The organism is Mucilaginibacter mali, assembly GCF_013283875.1.
GTDB classification, from domain to species: domain Bacteria; phylum Bacteroidota; class Bacteroidia; order Sphingobacteriales; family Sphingobacteriaceae; genus Mucilaginibacter; species Mucilaginibacter mali.
The window spans coordinates 2357231-2384226 of the sequence record NZ_CP054139.1 but is presented as its reverse complement, the minus strand read 5'-3'; the positions used below and the strand labels follow the sequence as shown (position 1 = coordinate 2384226).

The following is a 26996-nucleotide window of genomic DNA, read 5'->3' as shown; positions in this document are numbered from 1 at the left end:
GAGGGGGCAATGATCAAAAACTACATCAAAATCGCCTGGCGTAACCTTTACAAGCGTAAAGCATTCTCGCTGATCCATATACTTGGACTAACCATCGGCATCACTGTATGCATGATGATCTTCCTGTATATCATGAACGAGTTCAGCGTGGATAAATACCACAAGAACGGAAAGCAGATCTACCGGGTGATGCGCTATTTTGATAAGCAGAAAATGAGCGTCCCTTACGTTTCGGGGCCATACGCGCCGGCTTTGCTGAATGATTTTCCTAATGATATCAAAAGCGCCGTACGGGTGCAGGTGAACAATTACCTGGTATCGTTTGATGATAAGGCTTTTTCGGAGCGTAAGGTGTATGATGTAGATCCGGGCTTTTTTACACTTTTCTCATACCCGCTGTTAAAGGGTAATCCGGCGGATGTGTTGGTTAACCCTAACAGCATCGTGCTAACCGAAAAAACAGCTAAGAAATATTTTGGCACGCCTGAAAATGCGATGGGCAAGGTAGTGCAATTGGATAAGGGCATGCGTGTAAAGGTGACCGGTATAGCTAAAAACCTGCCATCAAACACGCACCTTGATTTTGATATGGTGATACCCATTACGCATAATATTAATAATGATGGTTTTAAAAGATGGGTAAACAACAGCATGTTTGTTTATGTGTTGCTGAACGAACATACTGACACCAAACACCTTGAAAGCCAGTTCGGGCCGTTTATGGAAAAATATATGGGCGATGATATGAAGAAGTTTGGCTTCAAATTCACCCTTTCGCTCACCCCGCTCACCGATATTTATTTTGAGCCGCATGGCGCTTTTGATAATGTGCGCCATGGCGACAAAACGGTGGTTTATATCTTCATTTCCATCGCGATACTCATCATGCTGATCGCCTGTATCAACTTTACTAATCTGGCCACTATCCGCGCGGTAGAGCGTTCTAAAGAAGTGGGTTTGCGTAAAGTAATGGGCGCCCTGCGCGACCACCTGGTGATGCAATTCATTGGCGAATCGCTTTTGCTCACGCTGATATCCTGTGTGTTATCACTTGGCTTGTTATTACTACTGATGCCTTACTACAACCAGTTGTTAGGCTACAGCTTAACCGTATCGTGGAATGCTTTGCCTATTTACCTGTTTTTAGTAGGCGTGATATTGGTTGTAGGCTTTTTGGCTGGAAGTTACCCGGCGTTCTTCCTGTCGGCTTTTTCGCCGGTGCAGGCTTTAAAGGGTAAGCTGAAACTGGGCAAGGGCGGTACGCTGTTCAGGGAATCACTGGTGGTGGTGCAGTTTAGCATTTCGGTATTACTCATTATCGGTACCATTGTTATCATGAACCAGATGAGTTATGTGAAGAACAAGCAAATGGGCTATGATAAAGAACAGGTGCTGGTGATCCCCATCGACAATAACGATATCTACAATCACCGGAACACGTTTAAAACCATGCTGCAAAATAACAGCAGTATCGCTTCGGTATCCATGATGTCGGGCGAGCCGGGGGGCTTCTTTGATATTTTTGTTTTCGATGCCGAGGGTCAGCGTGAACCATTCAGACCACGTACCGAATTTGCTGATTTTGATTATGTAAAAACCCTTGGCCTGAAGATAATTGCCGGCCGCAATTTTTCTTCTGAGTTTAAAACGGATACCGCGCAATCGGTACTGATCAACCGTACCGCGGCCACCAAACTGGGATTCACTCCAGAGCAAGCCGTAGGCAAATGGGTGCAAAATAAGTTCAGGGATAGCATTAAACGTCGGGTTGTAGGTGTGCTGGAAGACTTCAACTTCCTGTCGCTTAAAGAAAATATGGACGCGCTGGTAGTTTCGCCTGCTGAAGATAACAGGGTAGTGGTCATCAAGCTAAAAGCCGGCCAGTTAAACCAGGGTATAGCCGCGGTTAAAAGCGCTTACCGATCTGTAGCGCCGGTGTACCCGTGCGAGTATACCTTCCTCGATCAAAAGTTTGGCGATATGTATAAGGCAGATATCCGCCAGCAAACCATCCTCAGTATATTCTCGGGCCTGGCCATATTTATTGCCTGTTTAGGTCTGTTCGGCCTGGCATCGTTCACAGCAGCCAAACGTACCAAAGAGATAGGGGTGCGCAAAGTTTTGGGATCATCTGTACCTAACGTGGTACTGCTGTTGGCTAAAGATCTGTTGAAACCGGTATTGATTGCCACACTGATAGCCATGCCGCTGGGATATTATTGCATGCACCAATGGTTGCAAAGCTTTGCCTACAAGGTAGATATCAGCTGGTGGATATTTGTACTGGCGGCGGCATTAACCGGTATTATCGCCTTTGTTACCATCGGCTATCAATCGCTTAAAGCGGCCATGGCCAACCCGATTAAGAGTTTAAGGAGTGAGTAAGAAAGTCCGGAAGTCGGTAAAGACCGAAAGTCCGGAAGATACCAGGCTATATTCTTCCGGACTTTCGGTCTTTACCGACTTCCGGACTAAAACGAAGTGTAATGATCAAAAACTACATCAAAACAGCTTACCGTAACCTTAAAAGGAATAAGGGCTTTACGGCTATCAACATTTTGGGCCTGTCGGTTGGCATTGCCACCTGTTTGTTAATTGTATTTTATGTGGCCGATGAATTAAGCTACGATAAATACAATACCAAAGCCGGCAGAATATTTCGCATTACATCAACAGCCAACCTGAACGCTAACCTGCAATCGTTCGCCGGTGCAGAGAAACCATGGATGCAGTTGATGAGTAACTTCCCCGAGGTGGAAAAAACCGCGAGTTTTATCCCGGTAAACTCATTGTTCTTGTCGCCGCAAAAGTTTTTTGTACGGAAGGGGTTGAATAATGTGCAGGAGAAAAAGATCGTTTATACCCAATCGTCCACTTTTGATGTGTTTACGCTGCCGGTCATAAGCGGCAAACCCGACTTGAATGAACCGCACACTGCTGTAATTAGTGAAGGCATCGCCAAAAAATATTTCAATAATGCAGATGCCGTTGGTAAGATTTTAACCATTAATGATACCAGCCAGTATAAAATTACCGCTGTGATAAAGGATGTTCCGGCGCAATCGCACTTTAACTACGACATATTTTTATCCTATTCATCCATCCCCGAATACAAAGCCGGGGGATGGGGTTACGGTGGTGTGCATACCTACGTATTATTAAAACCTGGCGCGAACCTGAAAAGTATACAGGATCAGATGCAGGCCATCGCCTATAAGAACTACCCTGCATCGATGCATACCAACGGTAATTACCTGTTTTATACCTTAACACCTCTGCTCGATCTGCATTTGCGCAGCAATAGCCAGTACGACCTAATGGAGCGTGGCAGTATGCAATACGTGTACATTTTTTCGCTGATAGCCGCCTTTATATTACTTATAGCCTGCGTTAATTTTATGAACCTGTCTACTGCCCGGTCATCAACCCGTGCCAAAGAAGTTGGGGTGCGCAAAGTATTAGGTTCAGCCCGTAAATATTTAATGGCCCAGTTTTTAACCGAATCCATCCTTGTTACACTAATATCAACAATTATTGCCCTTGTACTTGCCTGGTTATTAATGCCACTGTTTAACCAGGTGGCGTTTAAGAACCTGGCATTTACCACCGGCACAATGCTGTGGCTGATGCCATCATTAATAGTAATGGTACTGGTAATTGGTTTACTGGCCGGTTCGTACCCGGCGTTTTTCCTGTCGGCATTTCAGCCAATTGAAGTGTTGAAAGGTAAATTATCTGCCGGGTTTAAAGGCGGATTTTTGCGTAGTTTCCTGGTGGTCTTCCAGTTTTCGATATCTATCTTCCTGATAGTGGGTACGCTGGTTATTTACAACCAACTACATTATATTCAAAACAAAAACCTGGGCTTTAACCGCGACCAGATGCTGGTGATCAAAAACACCAATGCGTTGGGCAAGCAGGCAAAATTGTTAAAACAAGAAATAAAGCAATTGCCTGGTGTCATCAACGCCACCATGTCGACCTATTTGCCAACAGGCGACGAACGCAATATTACGGGCCTGTTTCCGCAACTGCCAATTGATATTAAACAAGATGTGCTTTCAGACTTTTGGCCTGTAGATGCTGATTATATCAATACCTTGGGCATAAAACTGATTGCAGGTCGTAATTTTTCAGATCAGCTGGCTACAGATTCATCGGCCATTATTGTGAACGAGGCTTTTGTAAAACGCTTTGGTTTTAAAGATTCGTTGAATAAAACCGTTTATCGGTTTAGCTTTGGCCTGCAGGCTTATCATATTGTAGGTGTGGTTAAGGATTTTAACTACAGTTCGTTAAAGAATACCATCAAGCCTGTTGCTTTGGTTTATAACGAAGACAGGGGCGCCATAACCGCCAAAATAAAAACAGCTAATTTGACCGCCCTGATGGCACAGATGAAGGATAAGTGGAAAGGCCTTTCGCCCAATCAGCAGTTCACTTATTCATTTATGGACGAGGATTTTGATGCCACTTACCGGTCGGAGCAGCGTGTAGGGCAACTATTCATATCGTTCAGCACGCTGGCTATTTTAATTGCCTGTTTAGGATTGTTCGGGTTGGCTGCCTATGCTGCCGAGCAACGTAATAAAGAGATCGGTATCCGTAAGGTTTTAGGCGCCAGCGTATCAACCATTGTAAATATGCTGTCGATGGAATTTATAAAGCTGGTGCTCATCGCCATATTGATCGCATCACCAATTGCCTGGTTTGTAATGCAAAAATGGCTGCAGGATTTTGCATACCGGGTAAATATGCAATGGTGGATACTGGCAGTAGCTGGCGGTGTGGCAGTTTTAATAGCCTTTGTTACTATTAGTTTCCAATCAATTAAAGCGGCGATAGCTAACCCGGTGAGAAGTTTAAGAAGTGAATAACCTGTAATTAGTCATTGGTCAATGGTGATTAGTGTAAATGCTTAGACCAATGATTAATGATTATTGACCAATGACCCAATAAATGATAAAAAACTATTTTAAAACAGCATTTCGCAGCTTTTGGAGGCATAAGCTATTTACGTTTATTAATATAATTGGTTTATCAATAGGTATCAGTGCCTCGATAGTGATCTACCTGATCGCGCATTTTGACCTTACTTTCGATAAGTTTCATAAGGATGGCGACAGGATCTATCGTATCGTTACCAATTTCTCGTTTCAGGGCGAACCGGGTTACAATAGTGGTGTGCCCACGCCTGCCGGTGATGCTGTGATAAAAGAAGTGCCGGGTATAGTTATGTCCGCACCGTTTTTTACCATGTACGATACCAAGGTTGTTGTTAACAATGAATTTAACGCGCCAAAAACCATTAAGAACGATGGGCAAATGATCTGTGCCGATGAAAGGTATTTTGCCATGTTTAACTATACATGGTTAAAAGGCTCGGCTAAAACATCGCTTAATCAACCCAACCAGGTGGTATTAACTACCAACCAGGCTAAAGGATATTTCCCCAAACTATCTTACGATCAGGTTATCGGCCGCCAGGTGATATACGATGATTCGATAAAAACCACCGTAACCGGTATTGTTGAACCTTTTAAAGAGCATAGCGATTTTGTTTTTCACGATTTCATCTCGTACAATACCGGGTTAACCAACAGTATTTTGAAGGATAACTTCAGGATGCAATGGAACAATGTGAACTCGCAATCGCAATTGTTTGTAAAGCTGGGTGAAGCCGCTGAACCTGCTGCTGTAAACAAGGCACTTACCACGATGCTGCACAAGCACGATAAGCCCCGCCCGGGTAATAGCGAAGACCTGATGCTTGAAAAACTAAGCGACCTGCATTTTGATAACAAGTATTACAATTTTGATAATGTTCGATCGGCAGATAAGACAACACTTTATGGCTTATTAGGTATAGCCGTGTTCCTGTTGTTACTGGGCTGTATCAATTTTATTAACCTTACCACAGCACAGGCATCGCAAAGGGCAAAGGAAATAGGCATCCGCAAAACTTTGGGCAGTAATCGCCGTCAACTCATCTTCCAGTTTCTTAGCGAAACTTTCCTGATCACCCTTTTTGCGGTTATCATATCAGTTGGGTTAACGCCTGTTATTTTGAAGCTGTTTGCAGGTTTTATTCCGCCGGGTGTGGAGTTTAGCCTGTTGCAGCAACCTAATTTAATTGTATTTCTGCTATTGTTAACACTTGTGGTTAGTTTATTATCAGGCTTTTATCCATCGTTAATATTATCAGGATATAAACCGGTGAGTGTATTAAAAAACCAGGCGCAAAGCAATAGCAACAAAACGCGTAACGCGGTGTTGCGAAAATCGTTAACGGTAACCCAGTTTGTTATCGCCCAGTTTTTTATCATGGCCACCATTCTGGTAAGCAAACAGATCCATTACATGCTGAACAAGGATCTGGGCTTTAAAAAAGATGCTATTGTTTACCTGTCTACGCCAACCAAACTAATGCTTACCAATAAGCAGCCGGTGTTTATGGATTTAGTGCGGCAACTACCGCAGATTGAAATGATCAGCGTTGGTGGGAACCCGCCATCGTCTGGCGGCGCGCAAAGTACTGTGGCGGTTTATAACGATGGCAAAAAGGAGATCAAGATGGATCTCGAACAAAAATATGGTGATGCAAATTACCTGAAGGTTTATCACCTGAAACTATTGGCCGGGCATAATTTGGCCGATCAGGACAGTTCTACCGGTTTAATAATCAATAATACATATGCTAAACTATTAGGCTTCCGCAATCCAAACGATGCTGTTGGTAAACGGATATTGCATTTTGAAAAGCAGAAGGAGATCGTAGGTGTAGTGGCAGATTTTCATCAAAAGTCCTTACGCTCGGTGATAAAACCGCTCGCCATTTTACACCCGGGAGAGCGGAAGTTTTGGAACCGTACCTTTCACATTGCCCTAAAGCCGCAAACCGCTGGAGGTAACGAATGGAAGACAGCGATTGCCGGCTTAGAAAAAGCCTGGAAAAGCGTTTACCCTGAAGACGATTTTGAATATCATTTTTTTGATGAAAGCATTGCTCGTTTTTATGAGAGCGAACAACAAACATCCACGTTGCTATCATGGGCTACGGGTCTTTCCATCCTGATCAGTTGCCTTGGGATGCTGGGCCTGGCAATATATACCACTGGCCAACGCACCAAGGAGATAGGAGTGCGCAAGGTGCTGGGTGCGTCGGTAACGCAAATTGTAGCTTTGCTATCGGCCGAGTTATTATGGCTGATCCTTCTTGCTTTTGTATTAGTTAGCCCCGTGGCCTATTATGCCATGCACAAATGGATGCAAAACTTTGCCGATCATACGTCCATCAGTTGGTGGATATTTATTTTAGGTGGCGGGGTAATGGTGGTGGCCACGCTGTTTACATTGAGTTTTCAGACCGTTAAGGCGGCGGTAGCGAATCCGGTAAAGAGTTTGCGGAGCGAATAACCCCTCCTAACCTCCCCTTTGGGGAGGGATAGAAATAGAGGGTATTGTATTTATCATTAACAATTTAAATTCCTCCACAAAGGGGAGGTTAGGAGGGATATATGATCAAAAATTACCTGCGCAGTGCCTGGCGAAATATCACGAGGCATAAGTTTATATCGTTCATTAATATCTTTGGTTTAACGGTTGGCCTGGCTTGTTGCCTGCTGATCATTACCTATATTTTTAACGAATTAAGCTACGATAAATTCAACGAAAAGGCTGATCGTACCTATCGTGTTACCCGGATATTCTATACGCAGCAAGGAGTAGAATCGCTGCACCTGAGTGCGGTGGCGCCACCTTTCGGGCCTTTGTTGCAAACTGCATTTCCCGATATAGAGAAGATGACGCGGGTGCTGCCTAACGGATCTACCGTGGTGCACTATAAGGAAAAGGTATTTAATGAGAATAATGCCTTTTGCGCCGATGAGAACTTTACCAGTGTATTCAGTCTTGATGTAACCAAAGGCGACTCACGCACAGCGCTGAATGAGCCTTACACCGTGATGCTGACCGAAGCCATGGCCCATAAGTACTTTGGCGATGCTGATCCAATCGATAAAACCATAGCGCTGGATAACAATAAGCACGAGTATAAGGTTACCGGCGTATTTAAACCTTTCCCGGTCAATGCGCACATGCATCCCGAAATACTGATCTCGTTCAACACTTTAAAAGATTCGTTAGTGTATGGCGAAAAGCAGTTACGCACCAACTTCGGTAATAATTCCTTTTATACTTACCTGCTTTTTCCAAAGGGGGCCAATGCCGAAAGAGTCGGCTCGCAGTTAAGCTGGTTTCTTGATAAGTATGTACACTTTAACGGGATGCCGCCCAACATCAAAACATCAAATGTTACCCAGCTTACCCTGCAAAAACTGACCGATATACACCTGCGCTCGCACCTGGATGATGAGATCGAAAACAACGGAGATATCACCCGGGTATATATCTTTTCGGTCATCGCCCTGTTTATATTACTGATCGCCTGTATCAACTACATGAACCTGTCGACTGCCCGCTCTATGCTGCGCGCTAAGGAGATCGGCATCCGGAAAGTGGTCGGCGCGCAACAGAAGGAGATCATCCGGCAGTTTTTAAGCGAGTCTGTACTCATCACCTGGATAGCTTTAGTATTGGCCATAATTATATCGGCATTGACTTTGCCATACATTAATAAGGTATCTGGCTTAACACTGTCGATATTTAGTTTGCTGAACTGGAAGATATTAGGATTTATCATCGCCATGCCATTTATCGTTGGTTTAATTAGTGGGATATACCCGGCCATGTTCATGTCGTCGTTTAAACCGGTACGCGTATTAAAGGGGCTGATAAAAACCGGGGCCGGCGGCTTGTCATTCCGTAAAGTACTGGTGGTATTGCAGTTTTCTATTTCCATTGTACTTATTGTGGCCACTACGGTTGTATTTCAGCAATTGCAGTTTATCCAAAACAAATCGCTTGGCTTTAATAAGGATTATGTGTTGAATATGGGTTACTATCGCAGTTTAAATCCATCTTTCGATTCCTTCAGGGATGAACTGCTCAAGAACCCTGCTATAAAAGAGGCTGGCCGGTCATCGCGCGTACCCTCCGGGCGCTTGCTGGATGATCAGAACGCTTCTGTAATGCAGGGCGATTCCCTGCAACCTATCAAACTCGATTTGAAATATGTTACCGCCGACTATGGTTTTATCCCGGCGTATGGTATCCATATTGATGCCGGACGCAATTTCTCGCGTAGCTATGTAAGCGATACTTCAAACTTTATAATTAACGAAGCCGCGGTGCAAATGCTGGGCTGGAAAAACGCGCAAAATGCTATAGGTAAGGATATGATGTATGGGCGCGTTAAAGGTAAGGTAATAGGGGTGATGAACGATTTTCACTTCGAATCCCTGCATCAAAAAATTATCCCGCTGTTGCTTACCTTGCCGGCACAGGGCTATTATAATAACCTGTCCATCAAGGTCGATGGTAACAATATGCGGTCGGCCATCAGCACCATCGAAACCACCTGGCATCATTACCTGCCTGAGGTGCCCTTTGATTATACGTTTATGGATAAAAAGTTTGAACAGCTTTATAACAGCGAACAATTGCAGGGCAGCCTTTTCACCATATTTGCCTGCATAGCCATATTTATCGCCTGCTTAGGCTTGTTCGGCTTATCGGCCTTTACTATTTCGCAACGTTTTAAGGAGATAGGTGTACGTAAGGTATTAGGTGCCAGCGTGCCACAAATCGTGTTAGAATTATCAAAGGATTTTTTAAAGTTAGTACTGGTTGCTGCTATCATTTCGCTACCCATTGCCTGGTATGCAATGACTATTTATTAAAACAACAGGCCCTGTAAAAAGGTTAATTAAATAGAAACATCTATTAACCTAAAATATCAGAGCCATGAAAAACTACGAAACATTGGTCGATGCTTTAAACGACCTGAATAAAAGAGGGTATACCGCCAATTTAAGTATGGACGGTAATACCATCGACGATAAATCGGCCGACGTACATATGGGTGCCGAGGATTTTGAAATAGATGAATTTTACCGTTTTGAGGGGGCAAGCAATCCCTCGGATATGTCTATCCTGTATGCCATATCATCGCCAAAGTATAATCTTAAAGGAGCGTTAGTAAACGCCTACGGTACTTATGCCGATGATAGCGATTCGGCCGTGCAAGCCAAATTGCATCATTACCAGGTAAGTAAAAATTTGCACGGGTCTGACAGGCCCACGGCTTAATTTTAGCCGATAAGAGAAGGGCAAACACCTGTTGATTACCAGGCCTTTTTTACAGGCTTCAGTTGACTTAACAGGCGTTTGCCCCTTGTTTGTATGGCCATAGTACCGTCGCGCATCAGGAATTGCAATTGCTCGGGTAGTTCGTCATTTATCCATGTGTAACGCATGCGTACGTTAAATAAAGCTTCAGCCGCATGTACCTTTACGGCAACCAATACTTCAGGATCTATTAGCCAGTCAAAGCATTGTTCAATTGCCGGTTCAAGGTTTGTTTCCGCTATTTTTTCCTTAATGGTTTTAGGGGCTTTACGATCTGTTAACTGCATTAGTATTTTAGCATAATGCCGCTGGCAACTGGGGTTTGTAACTTCTTTAAACTTGCTGACGAGCAAAGGGATGTGCGGAATAAAACTATCCTGATCTTGCGGATACATATTTTCTAACAACCAGGCAGCACGGAAACCGATCACTTTTTCGGGATGAAAGGTAAGGCCTATCAACTGCGCGATATCGAAGTTATCTTCGGCCAGCATATTGCTTAGCTTCAGCACTTTGGTTTTGCCCATGGTGTTTGCCAGTTTCTCTATCAGTTCGGTATTATCCATATTTTTATTGCAATATACATAAGGATATTCCGGTATCGTATCCCGTTGTCATTTCACTTTCCTTTATTCCTTTATAAACTTGTGTACTTGCCTACTTTCCTTACATTTGTTCACTATTTTTTAACACAGATACATGGTTAAATTCAACCGATTTACACTAAATAACGGCCTGCGTGTACTGGTTCATGAAGATGATACCACGCCGATGGCTGTACTGAATATATTATATGATGTGGGCGCCCGCGATGAAGAACCGGAACAAACCGGCTTTGCGCATTTGTTCGAGCATTTGATGTTCGGCGGATCGGTCAACATCCCCAGTTATGATGAACCTTTGCAACGTGTAGGGGGCGAGAACAACGCTTTTACCAGTAACGATATTACCAACTACTACATCACCCTGCCCGCCGAGAACCTGGAAACCGCTTTTTGGCTGGAAAGCGACCGCATGCTGAGCCTGGCCTTTAGCGAGAAAAGCCTTGAGGTGCAACGCAACGTGGTGATGGAGGAGTTTAAGCAGCGCTACCTTAATCAGCCTTATGGCGATGTTTGGCTGAAGTTGCGTCCGCTGGTTTATAAAAAACACCCGTACCGCTGGGCCACCATCGGCGAAAAGCTGGAACATATTGAAGATGCACAGATCGATGCTGTAAAAGCCTTCTTTAAAAAGCATTATAACCCGCAAAATGCCATTATGGTAGTAGGGGGTAACATCAAAACCGAAGATATAAAGCAAATGGCCGAAAAATGGTTCGGCCCGATACCTGCCGGCGAGAAGTACCACCGCGACTTGCCACAGGAACCCGAACAAACCGACGAACGTCGTGAGGTAGTTACCGGTAAAGTACCGTTAAACTCGGTTTATGTAGCCTTCCAGGCCGATGAGCGCGCATCGGATAGTTATTATGTTACCGATCTGCTGTCAGATATACTTGCCCGTGGTAATTCATCCCGCTTACATCGTACGCTGATAAAGGAACGGCAGTTATTCAGCGAGATCAGCGCCTATTCATCAGGTAGTATTGATAAAGCGATGTTTGTTGTAGAGGGTAAGCCAATAGAAGGGGTAAGCACCGAAGAGGCGGAAGCTGCCATTTGGGAACAACTGGAGTTGCTGAAAAACAACCCGGTACCTGCCGAAGAACTAACCAAGGTGAAGAACAAAACCGAATCGACCCTGGTATTTAGTGAAATGAGCCTGCTGGATAAGGCCATGAACCTGGCCTTTTTTGAACTGCTTGGCGACGCCGAACTGATGAATCACGAAGCTGAGCGTTATACAAAGGTCACCGCTCAGCAAGTGCAACAACAGGCCAATAAGTTATTCAGGAGGGAAAATTCATCAACGATGATCTATCTGGCGGAAGAAAGTCCGATAGAGGAATTAGTTAATTAAGGAACATCTTTCGGACTTTCCGACTTACGCGGAATTCCGGACTAAAGAAATACAATGCTCGACAGAACTACAGCGCCTGATTTTAAACAGGTAGATCATATTAATTTAATAAAACCCGGCCATGTTAAATATAACAATGGCTGCAACTTGTTTCACTTTAATTCCGGCGACCAGGAGTTGGTGCGGATAGAATGGATATTCGGTAACCTGCGCTTTAACCCCGAAAAACCAATATTAAATTTAGCGGTTAATTCGATGCTTGCCGAGGGTACTACTACATTGACGGCGGCGCAAATAGCCGATAAGGTAGATTATTACGGTGCCTTTTTGCAGGTTGATTATGGGTATGACAACTCAAACCTGACACTATACACTCTAAATAAGCATCTGGATAAAACACTGCCTGTTGTATACGATATTTTAAACAACGCCTCCTTTCCTGAAAAGGAAGTAGCCACGTTTAAAAAAACGCAGCAGCAAAAACTACAGGTGGGCCTTAAGAAAAATGATGTATTGGCCCGCCGGGCGTTTAACAGGGCTTTATATGGCGCTACCTTGTATGGTTACAGCACTGAAATAACCGATTATCAAGCGCTTGACCGCAATGATATGCTGGCGCATTTTAAGCAAATGTATCAGCCATCAAACTGTACAATTATTGTTGCGGGTAAGGTTGATGATACTTTGCTTGGTTTAATGAGCGATACATTTGACGCTAACTGGCAGGACAATCAGGCCAAGGCCGATACATCGCAGCCATTTATTAGGCCTGCGGATGAACGTTTTTACTTTATTGAAAAACCGGACGCCCTGCAATCAGCCATTAGGATGGGCATGCCGGCCATTAACCGCACGCATGCAGATTTTCCGGCTTTGCAAGTTTTAAATACTGTATTGGGGGGCTACTTCGGCTCAAGACTGATGGCCAATATTCGTGAGGATAAGGGCTATACTTATGGCATTGGTTCGGCCATGTCATCGTTTAAGCAAACCGGTGCCATTTTTATCGCTACAGAAGTTGGGGCTGATGTATGTAAAGCCGCCATTGCCGAAATTGAAAAGGAAGTAAACCTGCTTAAAACTGAACTGATTGCCGAAGAAGAACTGGCATTGGTACGTAACTACATGCTGGGTTCGCTGTTGGGAAGTTTGGAGAATGTCATGTCGCATGCCGATAAATTTAAAAATATCTACTTCTCTGGCCTTGGTTACGATTATTATGAATACTATACCCAAACCATAAAAACCATCACCGCCGAACAGTTATTGAAACTGGCTAATCAATATTTGGATTACGATAAATTTTATAAAACAGTGGCTGGGAAATATTAATAGCACTCTTTCTTGACAACTTGACAAGTATTTTTTATCTTTATATAAGCAAATAAACAAAGGATGAAAAGTATGACAGTTGCCGAGTTTAAAACTCATTTTTCTGAAGTAATAGACCAGGTAAAAGCTGGTGAGAAAATAGAGGTAACCTTCGGTAAAAGCAAAGAGGTTGTAGGCTATTTTTCAGGAGATTTACAACAAATATCTGCTAAACGTAAATTGGGAATTTTAGAGGGTAAAGCAAGTGTGACTTTTGCTGATGATTTTAAGATGAGTGAAGACGAGTTTTTAAGGTCGTGAATTATCTGATAGATACCCATGTATTGCTTTGGGCAATAACCGAAAAAGACAAACTATCAGACACTGTAATAGAAATACTTGAAAACGGAAGGAATAACATTTTTGTAAGTGCGATTAGTTTTTGGGAAGTATCGTTGAAGTACTCAATCGGAAAGCTAAATATTACGGGATTCTTGCCCGATCAATTGCCCGGGCTCGCTACAGAAATTGGTTTTAAATTAGTCTCTTTATCTCCGGCAGAAAGCGCTACCTACCATCAATTTACAGCAACCGGGCATCGCGATCCGTTTGACGGGATGCTGATGTGGCAAGCAATACAACAAAACCTGATTTTGGTAAGCAAGGACAGAAGTATAGGCCAGTACAAGTCTGCGGGATTGAAAGTTATTTGGTAATTCATCAATCCATTGTCATATCCCATAAATTCGAGATCGAAATTCCGAAATCCAAAATAAAATCCTACCTTTGCCCGGCAAGTAATCAATCTCAAATTATTTGCTATGCACCCACCAGATTCCTCAAAATTTGTTGCCGAAGGTTTAACGTACGATGACGTATTGCTTATTCCGGCGTATTCAGAAGTTTTACCGCGCGAGGTAAATACCCAATCACAACTTACTAAAAAGATCAGGTTAAACGTGCCCATCATATCTGCGGCAATGGATACTGTAACCGAATCTAAAATGGCTATTGCTATAGCACAAGGGGGTGGTATTGGCATGCTACACAAAAACATGACCATTAAAGCGCAAGCCGAGGAAGTGCGTAAGGTAAAACGTTCGGAAAGCGGTATGATCCAGGATCCCGTTACCTTGCACGAAAGCGCCGTTGTGGCCGATGCGCTTAAAATTATGCGCGATCATAGCATTGGTGGTATCCCCGTGGTTGACGATAACGGCAAATTGAAGGGCATTATCACCAACCGCGATATGCGCTTTCAAAAAGATATGACTTTGGCCATCAGTGGTGTGATGACCAGCCAAAATTTGATCACCGCGCCCAAAGGCACCACCTTGCCGCAAGCACAAGAAATACTGCAAAGCCATAAAATTGAAAAATTACCGGTGGTGGATGAAGCAGGCAAACTAATAGGCCTGATCACATACCGCGATATTCAAAAATTAAAAAACTACCCAACCGCTTGTAAAGACGAGCATGGCCGCCTGCGTGTGGGAGCAGCTGTTGGCGTTACAGCTGATACTATGGATAGGGTAGACGCGCTGGTAAAGGCAGGTGTCGACGTGATCGCTATAGATACCGCTCACGGGCATTCTAAAGGCGTTATCAATCAATTAAAAGAAGTAAAAGCCAAATATCCCGATCTGCAGGTTATTGCCGGTAATATAGCCACTGGTGATGCTGCCCGCGCATTGGCACAAGCAGGTGCCGACGCGGTTAAGGTAGGTATCGGCCCCGGTTCTATCTGCACCACCCGTATTATTGCCGGTGTAGGCGTACCGCAGCTATACGCCGTATACGAATGTGCCCAGGCATTGAAAGGTACCGGCATCCCGGTAATTGCTGATGGTGGCATTAAACATACCGGTGATATTGCCAAGGCTATTGCCGCGGGTGCAAGCACTATTATGGCAGGTTCGTTATTTGCAGGTGTAGAGGAATCACCGGGCGAAACGATTATTTACGAAGGCCGCCGTTTTAAATCGTATCGTGGTATGGGATCAATCGAAGCGATGGAGCAGGGTTCTAAAGACCGTTACTTCCAGGATGTAGAGGACGATATTAAAAAACTGGTTCCCGAAGGTATAGTTGGCCGCGTACCATACAAAGGTACCCTGGCCGAGGTAATGTACCAATACGTTGGCGGCTTACGTGCCAGTATGGGTTATTGCGGTGCTAAAGATATCGAAGCATTGCAGCAGGCCCAATTTGTGCGCATCACCGCTTCGGGTATCCGCGAAAGCCATCCGCATGATATTACCATTACTAAAGAGGCGCCTAATTATACGCGTTAGTGATTAGCATAAAAGATTAGAGATTAAGTATTAATAAAAAACGGCGATGAATACTCATCGCCGTTTTTGTTATCAGGAAATATTAACTAATCTCCAACTTCCGGTCTCCAATCTCTAACACCTTACTTCACTCCATTGCCTTTGGGTAAAAAGCTGTCGGATGTAACGATCTTCAACGCCTGATCGGCAGTAAAACCCTCTTTTACAAGCGCATCAAAATATTGCTTGTTTAGTTTGGCAATTTCTTCCAGCTTACCCGGCTGCTTATAATACTCCAGTTGCGCGTCCATCATAGATTTGGCCATGTTAGAAACCATAGGGCCAAACGAATTCATCATGCCCATCATACCAGCCTCTCCGAATAGATCTTTTAACGGTTGGGATATAACAGCAACAGAATCGGTAGCTTTTGTTTTAGCTTTCGGTTTTGTTTGCGCGAATGATGCTATAGAAAGGCCTGAAAATAACAGGCCCAGTAATATTGACTTTTTCATAATATTCAGATATATGTTTTTTATTTAGAGATAGCAGTATGGTAATAGTTACAGCCATATACTTAAATATTTAATACCACTGTTTGTTAAAAGAAATCACCCCGATTTCTTATTCAAAAAATTATATTTACAGGAGTTGTAAGTATTACAGATGAGGAAATTTATATGAAAGCGATATGTGTTTTTTGCGGCGCCAACTTTAATGGCGACCCGGTATTAAAAGAAGCTGTTGAACAACTGGCTACAGTAATGGCTGCCCGTGATATTGCCCTGGTATTTGGCGGCGGCAAAGTGGGGGTAATGGGTTTAATTGCCGATACTATGATTGCTAATGGTGGTAAGACCATCGGCGTGATCCCGCAATTTTTAATGGACAAAGAAGTGGGGCATACCGGCCTCACCGAGTTACATATTGTGGAAAATATGCACCAGCGCAAACAGATGATGAACGACTTGTGCGATGGCATTATTATGCTGCCCGGCGGCTTTGGTACACTTGAAGAATTTTTTGAAGTACTGACCTGGCTGCAATTGGGCCTGCATCAACATCCCGTTGGTGTGCTGAACGTAAATGGTTTCTATGATAACCTATTGAAGCAAATGGACGTAATGGTTGAGCAACGATTCCTAAAACAAGCTAACCGCGACCTGGTTATCACTTCGGCCGATCCGGTGGAATTAGTAAGCTTAATGAGCAACTTTATAGCTAAACCAGACGAAGTTTGGTTCAGGGACAGGAATTTGACTTAGATATTGCTTGTCATTCCGGAACAAAGTGAAGAATCTATTTTATGCATTATAAACCTGTACAGGTAAGACTCTTCACTATATTCAGAATGACAATAATAAAAAATGGAGTTTAAACAGTAGCCACAATTGGGGCCTTTTTGAAGAACCTGATCAGGTTAAATCGCTTGCACAAATACATCACAGTTAAAATAATCATCGCAATCTTTATTTATAGTTTAATCAATTAGTCCCTTTTATACGTTACCTTTTTTCAAATGTTATGCCAAACAAGCCGTAGGCTTGCAACGCGTTACATTCTAAAAAAAAATAAATGATTGCTTTTCGGCAGGATGAGTATATAACAAATGTAACAGGTTTTATACAAAATAAAAAATTAATTGAAAATTAAATCCGATCGCAAACAAATACTATGCGTGCATAGTATTTGTTTGCGATATTTTGTTTAACATTGGGCAAGCTAAAAACCAATTATGGATATCGAATTCAACAAGAACGAAGACGTTAATAAGCACCTTTCTTTTGATGTAAGTACACGTTTAAAGCAGATATACAAAGGCGGCGGCGAGAAGGCCGCGGCCAAGCAAAAAGAAAAAGGCAAGATGCTGGCCCGCGAACGCATTACCTACCTGCTTGATAAAGATAAACCCTGGCTTGAAATTGGTGCTTTTGTAGCCGACGGCATGTATGCCGAGCATGGTGGCTGTCCATCAGGAGGGGTAGTATGCGGTATTGGTTATGTATCGGGCAGGCAGTGTGTGGTAGTGGCTAATGATGCTACGGTAAAGGCCGGCGCCTGGTTTCCCATCACCGCCAAGAAAAATCTGCGTGCGCAGGAAATAGCGATGGAGAACCGCTTGCCAATCATTTACCTGGTCGATTCGGCGGGAGTTTATCTGCCTTTGCAGGACGAGATATTTCCGGATAAAGAGCACTTTGGCCGTATCTTTCGCAATAACGCACAGATGAGCAGCATGGGTATCGTCCAGATCTCGGCCATTATGGGTTCGTGTGTGGCAGGTGGGGCTTATCTGCCTATCATGAGCGACGAAGCCATGATAGTTGATAAAACCGGATCGGTGTTCCTGGCAGGTTCGTACCTTGTAAAATCGGCTATTGGCGAGGATGTGGATAACGAAACCCTGGGCGGCGCTACCACCCATTGCGAAATATCGGGTGTTACCGATTATAAACACCCCAACGACCAGGCGTGCCTGGATAGCATCCGCAATATCATGAGCATGACCGGGCATTCGCCTAAAGCCGGGTTCGACCGGATAAAGCCTGCCGCGCCGGCAAAAGATGAAAAAGAGATCTATGGTATCCTGCCCGATAACCGGGAGAAACCTTATGATATGATGGAGATCATCTATCGCTTGCTGGATAATTCGGACTTTGAGGAGTATAAGGCAGGATATGGGCAATCAATTATTTGTGGCCTGGGCCGGATAGATGGCTGGGCGGTAGGCATCGTGGCCAACCAGCGTAAGGTGCTGAAATCTAAAAAAGGGGAGATGCAGTTTGGTGGTGTTATCTATTCCGATTCGGCCGATAAGGCTACCCGCTTTATTATGAACTGTAACCAAAAGAAGATCCCGCTGGTATTTTTGCAGGATGTTACTGGCTTTATGGTAGGCAGCCGCAGCGAACAGGGCGGCATTATTAAAGATGGCGCCAAAATGGTGAACGCGGTGGCTAATTCGGTAGTGCCCAAGTTTACCATTGTGGTAGGCAACTCGTACGGGGCGGGCAATTACGCCATGTGCGGCAAAGCTTACGATCCGCGGCTGATCTATGCCTGGCCATCGGCAAAAATAGCGGTAATGGGTGGCACGCAGGCGGCCAAAGTATTGGTACAAATGCAGTCGGCCGGTTTAAAGGCCAAAGGCGAAGGGATCGATCAGCAGAAGGAAGATGAACTGCTGAAACAAACCACCGAACGTTATAATTCACAAACCACGCCATATTACGCCGCTGCAAGGCTTTGGGTAGATGGTATTATCGATCCGCTGGAAACGCGCAAGGTGATATCGATGGGGATAGAAGCGGCCGATCATGCACCGATAGAAAAGGCTTTTAATGTGGGGATAATTCAGACGTAATTATGGCTGCGATTATTTTGACATCCATCTTATAATTGATAACGATTATATTAAGGCCATATTTACAATAATGTTTATTATCAAATGGGTATAGATACTGATTATCTTGTTTTAATAATTGGCACTCTGTTTTTATGCGCCGGACTTTATCAATTGACGAGGTTTGTTAAGTTAAAAAAATCGGGCATCAGGATAAAGGGCAACATTTGCGATTTAGTTAAGCGGGATGGCGGAGAAGACATCGGTGAAAAAATGTTTCTTGTAGTAAAGTTTACAACTGGTGATTGCCGACAAATAATCAAAGAGACAAATATTATTGCGCCCGATGGTGCAAAGTATACTACGGCTGATACCGTTAATGTGATATATGATCCCCGCGATCCAGAAAATTGTATCATTTATAATCAGGAAAAAATACCCTATATATTTTTATTTTGTTTGATTATTGGAATAGTAATGCTTGCACTGAGTTTATTAGCCATATATACTAATAACCCCGACATGCATTATGAAGGGGAGTACAGATTGGGTTAAAGAATTTATGTTGGAATTGAAATTTACTGTCAACTAATCCTCATAAAAACAAGAGTAAACCCTTCCACCTTTCAGCTTTTACCGTTCACCTCAATCAAAAACCCTATCTTTGCCGCCTATGGCAGCAGCCTTTGATGATTTTAAGTTTAATAAGCAGGTATTAAACGCCATAGCCGATGCCGGCTATACCGAACCAACCCCTGTGCAGCAAAAAGCCATCCCGTCGATATTGAACGGGCAGGATGTAATGGGTATTGCGCAAACTGGTACCGGTAAAACGGCGGCCTACGTGTTACCCATCATCATGAAGCTGAAATATGCCCAGGGCGAACATCCGCGCGCTTTGATAGTATCGCCAACACGTGAGTTGGCTATGCAGATCGAGGAAAACATCAAGGCTTATTCTAAATATACCGACCTGCGTACTGTTGTGCTATACGGTGGCCTCGGCCCAAAAACGCAAATTGAGAATATCAAAAAAGGTGTCGATATTATCGTCGCCACTCCAGGCCGATTTATGGATATCTACCTGGCCGGGAATATCGTAACCAAAACCCTGCAGGTGCTGGTACTTGACGAAGCTGATAAAATGATGGATATGGGCTTTATGCCCCAAATTAACCGTATACTGGAAATAGTACCCCGTAAACGGCAGAATCTGCTGTTTTCGGCTACCATGTCTGATAAAGTACATCAACTGGCCGGGAATTTTCTTGAATTCCCCACCGTGATAGAGGTTACACCGCAGGCTACCCCTGCGCAAACCATCACACAAAAGCTGTATTACGTTCCCAATATCAAAACCAAGATCAACGTGCTGAGGAGCCTGCTTGATGCAGAGGAGAACGCCATCAGCAAACTAATTGTATTTTGCAAAACACGCACAGTCGCCGAGGATATCTACAAATACCTGGCCCGTAAGTACGATGAAAAACAGGTTAAGGTATTGCATGCCAATAAGGGGCAAAACACCCGTATTAACTCCATCAATGCTTTTAAAGAGGATGAGGTGAAGATACTGGTAGCAACCGATGTGGCATCGCGGGGGATAGATGTAAGCAACGTGAGCCATGTGATCAATTTTGATGTGCCCGTAGTTTACGAGGATTATGTGCACCGTATCGGGCGTACCGGTCGCGCGTTGCAAAGCGGGGAGGCGATAACCTTTTGCAACCCGGCCGAGGTTTATTATATGGGCAAGATCCAAAAACTAATCCGTCAAACGGTGGATGTTTACCCGATACCGGATGGTGTATTTGTTGAACAAACCCCTTACGAGGAAAAACAAAACCAGGACCGCGAGATAGATATGCAAAAGCGTAAGGAAAATCCTGATTTTAAAGGGGCTTTTCACGAGAAGAAGACGCAAAACCAACGCAAGAAATTTGACGAGGCTAAGAAAAAGGCTGATCCACGTACCGCACACGCCAAAGCCGCAAAACGACAAAAGAAAAAACGCTAAGCCATCACCATAAAATGAAATTCAGAATTACTCCGTTAAACTTTGCCAGTGCGTTTTTTGTATTCCTGGCCGTATATATATGGTTGTACGGAGCAGGCATAGCCGGTGTTCAATATCAGCAGTTGCATTTAGGCAACCAGATCGTTTGGATTTTTCTGCTGTTTGCCTTTGTGATATTTGTGATGGACCTGATGTTCCGCAACTTTTTCCCTGATACTAAAAAGGTTTGGGTGATAGAGCTAAGCTTTATGGCCCTGGCTGTTATTATATTTTTACTTGTACGAAAATAAACGAATGAAAACTGCTGAAATAAAATTACTTGTAACGCTTGATGATCAGAATATGCCCGAGCAGATCACCTGGCAATCAACCGATGGAAATAACGAAGATGCTGTCCCTGTAAAAGCCATGAACCTGGCTGTGTGGGACCATAACTACAAAAACACCATGCACATTAACCTGTGGACCAAAGACATGCCGGTTGATGAGATGAAACGCTTCTTCCACGAAACCCTGTTAACCCTGGGCGATAGCTTCCTGAAGGCTACAGGCGAAACAAATATCATCGAAGACTTGCGCGATTATTGCGCCCACTTTGCTGATAAAATGGAAATTACCCGGTAAGTTCTAAGTCGGGAGTCTAAAGTTTTAAGTCTTTTGACTTAGGACTTTAGACTACTAACTTAAGACTTATCAATATATCGATACAATACCGTAAACCCACAGGCCGAGATCAAACACATACTGGCCAGCACCCACCAAAGCGCAGTAAAATGCCCATAAAGAATGATCTGGCTGCCAACCGTAGGCGCCAGTATCTGTGCCATAGACCAGCACATAGAATATAGCGCCGCGTATTGCCCACGGTTATGCTCGGATGTGCGGACTATCCAAAAGGCGTTCATAAATGGCATGCTCATCATCTCCCCAACGGTAATTACTACCAATACCACTATGCCAGACCATACGACTGGCGGTAATAAATTAAGGCTTAAAAAAGCTATCCCGGTAACCATAACACCTATAATAATATAACGCAGCGGATGCCTTTTCCCTTCAAGGTTGCTGATGATCACCATCTCGAACAAGGCTATTAATATCCCGTTCAATGCCATCAACCCGCCAATAAAGCGTTCGCTGTAGTGCCACTCGGTTTTGTAAAATAAGGGTTGTATAGTAAACAGCTGGAAAAAGCAGGTGGCGTATAATATGGCCATGGCTATAAAGGCCAGGTATATTTTATCCCGATAGGCCGATGTGGGGATATTTTCGCCGGATACCACTTTGGTGGTTTTTGTAAAGCCAGAGCGTGGCAATAGCTTCAATAGAAATATGGCCGCCAGTATATTGGTGCAGCCATCAACCCAAAACAACAAATGATAATTGATTGATGCCAGGAAGCCGCCGATTGCGCCACCAACCGACCATCCCAGATTAATAGCCAAGCGGTTAAGCGAGTAGGACCGCGTTTTATTCTCAGGCGAACTGTGATAGGCGATAGCCGTAGAATTTGCCGGCCGAAAAGCTTCGTTACAAAGACTTAGAATAAAGGTGAAGGCAGCCAGTGTAGGAAATGTACGCTGGAATCCTAAAGTAATAAACAACAAGCCGCCTAATAGCAAGGCGCCTACCTGCACATCATAAAAACCATATTTATCGGTGAGCTTACCGCCTAAAAAAGCGCCGCTGATGGAACCTAAGCCGAATATCCCCAAAATGTAACCGGCTTGTACAATTGTGAAATGTAACTGCTGTGTACAATAAATGGTCATGAAAGGGATAACCATGGTGCCGCTTCGGTTAATAAGGATAACCAGCGACAAGTACCAGCTATTAATGGAAAGACCGGAATATGCTTGCTTATATAATTGGATAGGGGATAACATCTGAAACAAAGATAGGTTTACCGCCCTTTTGATATATCATTTGAATGTTGTTTGTGAAGGAATAACCCCGATGTGGAAAAAATTATCAATATGGCAAAATATTCGATAATGCCGACTGGAATAGTGGGTATTTTGATGTTAAATTATGAAAGACTTATAAAATTATCCACATTTCTGATTTTTTTGCAACAAATAGGATATTTTATCATCAAAATTATATTACAATTATTTAACTTCGGGGCGTCTTGAAACCCTATGGCTAAAATAGGGGTATCATTTAATCAATTATAACATGAAACATAATTTTGGTGCCGGACCGGGCATCCTACCACAAGAGGTATTAAAACAAGCCGCCGCCGGCGTGCTGGATTTCAACGGAATTGGTTTATCTATCCTTGAAATATCGCACCGATCGCCGGAGTTTGAGGGTGTTTTAAACGAAGCTGTTAAACTTGTTAAAGAAGAATTAGGCGTGCCGGAAGGTTATTCTGTACTGTTTTTACAGGGTGGTGCCAGCACCCAGTTTGCTATGGTACCATACAACCTGTTGCCGGAAGGCGGCAAGGCGGCCTATGTAGAAAGCGGCGTATGGGCCAACAAGGCGCTAAAAGAAGCTAAATACTTTGGCGATGTAGAAGTTATCGCGACTGCTAAGGATAAAAACTTTACTTATATCCCTAAAGATTTTACCGTACCTGCCGATGCCGCTTACCTGCACCTTACATCAAACAATACCATCTACGGTACGCAGTTACAGGAGTTCCCTGCATCGCCGATACCGGTGGTTTGCGATATGTCGTCGGATATTTTCAGCCGCAAGGTTAACGTTGCCGATTTTGGTTTGATCTACGCCGGCGCGCAGAAAAATATGGGCCCTGCCGGTACTACTTTGGTGATAGTTAAAGACGAATTACTGGGCAAAGCTGACCGTAAGATACCATCGATGTTTAATTACCAGGCACAGATCGATGGTGGCTCGATGTATAACACCCCGCCGGTGTTTGCCATCTATGTATCGATGCTTACCCTGCGGTGGTTAAAAGCTAAAGGTGGTGTTGAGGCCATACAAAAAGAGAACGAGGAAAAAGCCCGCGTACTTTACGAAGAAATTGACCGTAACCCATTATTCAAAGGTGTTTGCGTACCAGAAGACCGTTCGCACATGAACGTTTGTTTCCTGGTAGAAAACCCTGAGCACGAAAAGCCATTCCTGAAATTTGCCGAAGAACGCGGTATTGAGGGCATTAAAGGCCACCGCAGCGCAGGCGGGTTCCGTGCATCCATTTACAACGCGTTGCCAATTACCAGCGTATACGTACTGGTTGAAGCCATGCAGGAATTTGCAGAGAAGAATAAGTAATTAGAGACCAGAGATTAGAGATTAGAGATTAGTAGGTTTCAGCCTGATCTCTAATCTCTAATCTCTAATAACTGGAATGAAATGATCAAAATATTAGCTAACGACGGTATTGACCCGATTGGTAAAAAACTGCTGGAAGAAGCAGGTTTTACTGTTGATACCAACAATATCCCGCAGGATGAACTGCCTGCACGTTTAAACGAGTACGATGTAATTACCGTACGCAGCGCTACTAAAGTGCGTAAAGCCCTGATTGATGCTACCCCTAACCTGAAAGTTATCGGTCGTGGTGGTGTAGGTGTTGATAATATTGATGTGGAGTATGCTAAAGAAAAAGGCATCCCTACTTATAATACCCCGGCTTCATCATCATTATCCGTAGCCGAGCTGGTGTTCGCGCACCTGTTCACCGGGATCCGCTTTTTACAGGACAGCAACCGCAAAATGCCGGTTGAAGGTGCTACCAAATTCAACGACCTGAAAAAAGCTTATGCAAAAGGTATCGAACTGCGTGGCAAAACCATCGGTATCCTGGGCTTTGGCCGTATTGGCCGCGAGGTGGCAAAAATTGCCATTGGCTTAGGTATGGATGTTTTGGCTTACGACCTGTTTCCGTTCAATCCTGAAGTAGAGATTGTTTTAGGTTGTGGCGGCACTAAAGTAAATGTAGCTGTTAAAGCCGCTACCCAGGAAGAGATCATCGCACACTCTGATTTTATTACCCTGCACACGCCATTCATCGAGAAACCAATATTGGGCGCTGCCGAATTTGAGAAAGTGAAAAAAGGTGTTGCCATTGTAAACTGCTCGCGCGGTGGCCTGATTGACGAAGCTGCTTTAGTGGCAGCTTTAGATAGCGGTAAAGTAAGTTTCGCCGGTCTGGACGTTTATGATAACGAGCCAACCCCTAATGAGATCTTGCTGAAACACCCTAAAATTTCGTTAACGCCGCACATTGGCGCGGCTACCAACGAGGCCCAGGAACGTATCGGAACTGAATTAGCCAGCTTGATCATTAATCATTTCAAGCAATAAGATATCACCCTCACAATTACCCAAAACAATCCCTTAGTGGATATGGCCTTGCATTTGCAGGGCCTTTTTTGTTTAATTCAAAACCAGCAACGCCGTTTGAATAATATTCTCAAAAAAAGCAGGGTCGGTTTCCTGCGTAGATACCCGCAATCCCTTACCAGTGGTTAAAAAGAACCGGGTGAGGGCCTTAGCGTCCTGCTTAGTACTGATCTCGCCGCTTTCCTGGCCTTTTTGTATAGCCCGAAGAAAGGCATCCTCCAATAGCTGCTCGTTCTTGCAGATCATCTCGTTAATCAGCGGATCGTGCGGGGCCATCTCCAGTTCGGCACTAACCAGTAAGCAGCCTTTTTGCGGCGCATCATTCAATAAATTACCGGTGAATAGTTTCAGCAGATGGCTGATTTTTTCTTTAGCAGGCGTATCATCACTTACAATATTGCAAATTTTGCTGCCCCCGGCGCTTTGATAACGCTCCAGCGCCTTTACATACAGGGTATGCTTATCTACATAGGTATCGTACAGGCTTGAGCGGCTAATGCCAAGGCCATCTACCAAATCCTGCATAGATGTGCCATTGTAGCCTTTGTGCAAAAAAAGGCATATCGCTTTATCCAGTACCTCGTCCTCGTCAAAAAGCTTTGTGCGTGCCATAATAAAAAAGCTTTACCCTTTATTAAAGGGCAAAGCTATTGATTTTTTGGGTCAATAATTAAACTAAGCGCCTATGCTTGCATACCTAAGCGTTAGTTTTTAAGCAATTAACGCATGCCGCCGCTGGCAATCATGGTCTCGCCGGTTAACCATTTAGAATCTTCTGATGCCAGGAACACAGCAATAGGCGCAATGTCATCCGGTTGACCGGTACGGCCCAACGGCGTGGTCTTTATAGCTTCAGCATGGAAATCGCTGCCAATAAAACCAGCGGTATGGGTACCTTCAGTTTCAACAATGCCCGGGTTAATAGCGTTCACACGGATGTTTTTAGGGCCTAATTCTTTTGATAATACCTGTGTGATCGAATCTACAGCGCCTTTGGTTGCGGTATAGATAGAGCTACCCGGAGGCGTGATGCGGGTTACGGTAGAGCTGATATTGATGATGCTGCCGCCTTTATCGCCAAAGCTTTTTACCGCGCCCTGGGTTACTAATAATAAACCCAATACGTTGGTGTTAAACTGGCGGTGGAACTCGTCGGCAGTGATATCTTCAATAGCGCCGAATTGGTAAACACCGGCATTGTTAACCAATATATCTACACCGCCAAAGTTTTGGTTGGCCTCGGCGAATAACTTATCTACATCGGCTTGGTTAGATACGTTGCCTTGTACGGCTACCGCTTTGCCGCCATTGCTTACAATATCGGCTACTACTTTTTCGGCTCCGGTTTTATCCGACGAGTAATTTACCACTACCGCGGCACCTTCTGCTGCCAAACCTTTTGCTATACCGGCACCAATACCTTTTGATGCGCCTGTTACTACTGCTACTTTTTCTGTTAACTTTTTCATTGTGATGGTGATTGTTTTTTTTATTTTTGGAACAATCGTTCCGCAAATGTAGA

At 44.0% G+C, this 26996-nt stretch carries 23 protein-coding genes; 18 read left to right on the top strand and 5 right to left on the bottom strand.

All coding sequences use genetic code 11. The features are described from left to right. Nucleotides 1–9 precede the first annotated feature (9 nt). The 5 genes from HQ865_RS10070 (at nucleotide 10) to HQ865_RS10050 (ending at nucleotide 10209) form a co-directional block, all read left to right on the top strand. On the top strand, nucleotides 10–2385 hold the full coding sequence (locus HQ865_RS10070; protein ID WP_173414779.1) for an ABC transporter permease: 2376 nt from the start codon (nucleotides 10–12) through the stop codon (nucleotides 2383–2385). 101 nt (nucleotides 2386–2486) lie between these two features. Next, entirely contained in the window at nucleotides 2487–4877 is a 2391-nt protein-coding gene (locus tag HQ865_RS10065) for an ABC transporter permease (RefSeq protein ID WP_173414778.1), read from the top strand. Nucleotides 4878–4959: 82 nt separating this feature from the next. Next, on the top strand, nucleotides 4960–7416 hold the full coding sequence (locus HQ865_RS10060; RefSeq protein WP_173414777.1) for an ABC transporter permease: 2457 nt from the start codon (nucleotides 4960–4962) through the stop codon (nucleotides 7414–7416). 101 nt (nucleotides 7417–7517) lie between these two features. Further along, on the top strand, nucleotides 7518–9800 hold the full coding sequence (locus tag HQ865_RS10055; protein WP_173414776.1) for an ABC transporter permease: 2283 nt from the start codon (nucleotides 7518–7520) through the stop codon (nucleotides 9798–9800). A gap of 64 nt (nucleotides 9801–9864) precedes the next feature. Beyond that, nucleotides 9865–10209: a phosphoribosylpyrophosphate synthetase gene (locus tag HQ865_RS10050; protein WP_173414775.1), complete on the top strand. Its 345-nt coding sequence runs from the start codon at nucleotides 9865–9867 to the stop codon at nucleotides 10207–10209. Nucleotides 10210–10244: 35 nt separating this feature from the next. Here HQ865_RS10050 and HQ865_RS10045 read toward each other — a convergent pair whose 3' ends face one another. Further along, nucleotides 10245–10814: a hypothetical protein gene (locus tag HQ865_RS10045; protein WP_173414774.1), complete on the bottom strand. Its 570-nt coding sequence runs from the start codon at nucleotides 10812–10814 to the stop codon at nucleotides 10245–10247. 133 nt (nucleotides 10815–10947) lie between these two features. On the opposite strand from HQ865_RS10045, the gene HQ865_RS10040 reads away from it, so the two are divergent. From HQ865_RS10040 to guaB, 5 genes are all read left to right on the top strand, one after another. After that, complete coding sequence (locus tag HQ865_RS10040) at nucleotides 10948–12210, top strand: M16 family metallopeptidase (protein WP_173414773.1); 1263 nt, start codon at nucleotides 10948–10950, stop codon at nucleotides 12208–12210. Nucleotides 12211–12264: 54 nt separating this feature from the next. Further along, nucleotides 12265–13542 carry a M16 family metallopeptidase gene (locus tag HQ865_RS10035; RefSeq protein ID WP_173414772.1) on the top strand — a complete coding sequence of 426 codons (1278 nt, stop codon included), beginning with the start codon at nucleotides 12265–12267 and terminating at the stop codon, nucleotides 13540–13542. Between the two features lie 63 nt (nucleotides 13543–13605). Next, nucleotides 13606–13842 (top strand): type II toxin-antitoxin system Phd/YefM family antitoxin, encoded by a 237-nt coding sequence (locus tag HQ865_RS10030; protein ID WP_237073784.1) that lies wholly within the window; start codon nucleotides 13606–13608, stop codon nucleotides 13840–13842. Next, a complete protein-coding gene (locus HQ865_RS10025; RefSeq protein ID WP_173414771.1) occupies nucleotides 13839–14237 on the top strand; it encodes a type II toxin-antitoxin system VapC family toxin in 399 nt (132 codons plus the stop codon). The genes HQ865_RS10030 and HQ865_RS10025 overlap by 4 nt, the downstream gene beginning before the upstream one ends. Nucleotides 14238–14342: 105 nt before the next feature. Then, nucleotides 14343–15815 carry an IMP dehydrogenase gene (gene guaB / locus HQ865_RS10020; RefSeq protein ID WP_173414770.1) on the top strand — a complete coding sequence of 491 codons (1473 nt, stop codon included), beginning with the start codon at nucleotides 14343–14345 and terminating at the stop codon, nucleotides 15813–15815. A 122-nt stretch (nucleotides 15816–15937) separates the two neighbouring features. Here the strand turns inward: guaB and HQ865_RS10015 are convergent, their stop codons facing one another. Further along, nucleotides 15938–16309, bottom strand: a complete 372-nt coding sequence (locus HQ865_RS10015) for a PH domain-containing protein (protein ID WP_173414769.1) — start codon at nucleotides 16307–16309, stop codon at nucleotides 15938–15940. 165 nt (nucleotides 16310–16474) lie between these two features. Here HQ865_RS10015 and HQ865_RS10010 point away from each other — a divergent pair, with 165 nt between their 5' ends. The 6 genes from HQ865_RS10010 to gldC all read left to right on the top strand — a co-directional run bounded on the left by HQ865_RS10010 (nucleotide 16475) and on the right by gldC (nucleotide 21778). Further along, nucleotides 16475–17059 (top strand): LOG family protein, encoded by a 585-nt coding sequence (locus tag HQ865_RS10010; protein ID WP_173414768.1) that lies wholly within the window; start codon nucleotides 16475–16477, stop codon nucleotides 17057–17059. 470 nt (nucleotides 17060–17529) lie between these two features. Continuing rightward, nucleotides 17530–19158, top strand: coding sequence for an acyl-CoA carboxylase subunit beta (locus HQ865_RS10005; protein WP_173414767.1), 1629 nt, complete (start codon nucleotides 17530–17532; stop codon nucleotides 19156–19158). An 84-nt stretch (nucleotides 19159–19242) separates the two neighbouring features. Next, complete coding sequence (locus tag HQ865_RS10000) at nucleotides 19243–19692, top strand: DUF3592 domain-containing protein (protein WP_173414766.1); 450 nt, start codon at nucleotides 19243–19245, stop codon at nucleotides 19690–19692. A gap of 118 nt (nucleotides 19693–19810) precedes the next feature. Further along, nucleotides 19811–21154: a DEAD/DEAH box helicase gene (locus HQ865_RS09995; protein WP_173414765.1), complete on the top strand. Its 1344-nt coding sequence runs from the start codon at nucleotides 19811–19813 to the stop codon at nucleotides 21152–21154. A gap of 14 nt (nucleotides 21155–21168) precedes the next feature. After that, the gene (locus HQ865_RS09990; protein WP_173414764.1) at nucleotides 21169–21444 is read left to right on the top strand and encodes a hypothetical protein; all 276 of its coding nucleotides are present in this window, start codon (nucleotides 21169–21171) and stop codon (nucleotides 21442–21444) included. A 4-nt stretch (nucleotides 21445–21448) separates the two neighbouring features. Then, complete coding sequence (gene gldC / locus HQ865_RS09985; protein ID WP_173414763.1) at nucleotides 21449–21778, top strand: gliding motility protein GldC; 330 nt, start codon at nucleotides 21449–21451, stop codon at nucleotides 21776–21778. A 59-nt stretch (nucleotides 21779–21837) separates the two neighbouring features. Here gldC and HQ865_RS09980 read toward each other — a convergent pair whose 3' ends face one another. Continuing rightward, a complete protein-coding gene (locus HQ865_RS09980; protein WP_173414762.1) occupies nucleotides 21838–23040 on the bottom strand; it encodes an MFS transporter in 1203 nt (400 codons plus the stop codon). A 292-nt stretch (nucleotides 23041–23332) separates the two neighbouring features. Here HQ865_RS09980 and serC point away from each other — a divergent pair, with 292 nt between their 5' ends. Beyond that, a complete protein-coding gene (gene serC, locus HQ865_RS09975) occupies nucleotides 23333–24400 on the top strand; it encodes a 3-phosphoserine/phosphohydroxythreonine transaminase (protein ID WP_173414761.1) in 1068 nt (355 codons plus the stop codon). Between the two features lie 81 nt (nucleotides 24401–24481). Then, complete coding sequence (locus HQ865_RS09970) at nucleotides 24482–25435, top strand: D-2-hydroxyacid dehydrogenase (protein WP_173414760.1); 954 nt, start codon at nucleotides 24482–24484, stop codon at nucleotides 25433–25435. Nucleotides 25436–25507: 72 nt separating this feature from the next. Here HQ865_RS09970 and HQ865_RS09965 read toward each other — a convergent pair whose 3' ends face one another. Continuing rightward, nucleotides 25508–26086, bottom strand: coding sequence for a TetR/AcrR family transcriptional regulator (locus HQ865_RS09965; protein WP_173414759.1), 579 nt, complete (start codon nucleotides 26084–26086; stop codon nucleotides 25508–25510). Nucleotides 26087–26193: 107 nt separating this feature from the next. Beyond that, a complete protein-coding gene (locus HQ865_RS09960) occupies nucleotides 26194–26943 on the bottom strand; it encodes an SDR family NAD(P)-dependent oxidoreductase (protein ID WP_173414758.1) in 750 nt (249 codons plus the stop codon). Nucleotides 26944–26996 lie beyond the last annotated feature (53 nt).

Coding starts and splice junctions, on each gene's coding strand:
- HQ865_RS10070 (WP_173414779.1), top strand. CDS start 10: ATGATCAAAAACTACATCAAAATCGCCTGGCGTAACCTTTACAAGCGT.
- HQ865_RS10065 (WP_173414778.1), top strand. CDS start 2,487: ATGATCAAAAACTACATCAAAACAGCTTACCGTAACCTTAAAAGGAAT.
- HQ865_RS10060 (WP_173414777.1), top strand. CDS start 4,960: ATGATAAAAAACTATTTTAAAACAGCATTTCGCAGCTTTTGGAGGCAT.
- HQ865_RS10055 (WP_173414776.1), top strand. CDS start 7,518: ATGATCAAAAATTACCTGCGCAGTGCCTGGCGAAATATCACGAGGCAT.
- HQ865_RS10050 (WP_173414775.1), top strand. CDS start 9,865: ATGAAAAACTACGAAACATTGGTCGATGCTTTAAACGACCTGAATAAA.
- HQ865_RS10045 (WP_173414774.1), bottom strand. CDS start 10,814: ATGGATAATACCGAACTGATAGAGAAACTGGCAAACACCATGGGCAAA.
- HQ865_RS10040 (WP_173414773.1), top strand. CDS start 10,948: ATGGTTAAATTCAACCGATTTACACTAAATAACGGCCTGCGTGTACTG.
- HQ865_RS10035 (WP_173414772.1), top strand. CDS start 12,265: ATGCTCGACAGAACTACAGCGCCTGATTTTAAACAGGTAGATCATATT.
- HQ865_RS10030 (WP_237073784.1), top strand. CDS start 13,606: ATGAAAAGTATGACAGTTGCCGAGTTTAAAACTCATTTTTCTGAAGTA.
- guaB (WP_173414770.1), top strand. CDS start 14,343: ATGCACCCACCAGATTCCTCAAAATTTGTTGCCGAAGGTTTAACGTAC.
- HQ865_RS10015 (WP_173414769.1), bottom strand. CDS start 16,309: ATGAAAAAGTCAATATTACTGGGCCTGTTATTTTCAGGCCTTTCTATA.
- HQ865_RS10010 (WP_173414768.1), top strand. CDS start 16,475: ATGAAAGCGATATGTGTTTTTTGCGGCGCCAACTTTAATGGCGACCCG.
- HQ865_RS10005 (WP_173414767.1), top strand. CDS start 17,530: ATGGATATCGAATTCAACAAGAACGAAGACGTTAATAAGCACCTTTCT.
- HQ865_RS10000 (WP_173414766.1), top strand. CDS start 19,243: ATGGGTATAGATACTGATTATCTTGTTTTAATAATTGGCACTCTGTTT.
- HQ865_RS09995 (WP_173414765.1), top strand. CDS start 19,811: ATGGCAGCAGCCTTTGATGATTTTAAGTTTAATAAGCAGGTATTAAAC.
- HQ865_RS09990 (WP_173414764.1), top strand. CDS start 21,169: ATGAAATTCAGAATTACTCCGTTAAACTTTGCCAGTGCGTTTTTTGTA.
- gldC (WP_173414763.1), top strand. CDS start 21,449: ATGAAAACTGCTGAAATAAAATTACTTGTAACGCTTGATGATCAGAAT.
- HQ865_RS09980 (WP_173414762.1), bottom strand. CDS start 23,040: ATGTTATCCCCTATCCAATTATATAAGCAAGCATATTCCGGTCTTTCC.
- serC (WP_173414761.1), top strand. CDS start 23,333: ATGAAACATAATTTTGGTGCCGGACCGGGCATCCTACCACAAGAGGTA.
- HQ865_RS09970 (WP_173414760.1), top strand. CDS start 24,482: ATGATCAAAATATTAGCTAACGACGGTATTGACCCGATTGGTAAAAAA.
- HQ865_RS09965 (WP_173414759.1), bottom strand. CDS start 26,086: ATGGCACGCACAAAGCTTTTTGACGAGGACGAGGTACTGGATAAAGCG.
- HQ865_RS09960 (WP_173414758.1), bottom strand. CDS start 26,943: ATGAAAAAGTTAACAGAAAAAGTAGCAGTAGTAACAGGCGCATCAAAA.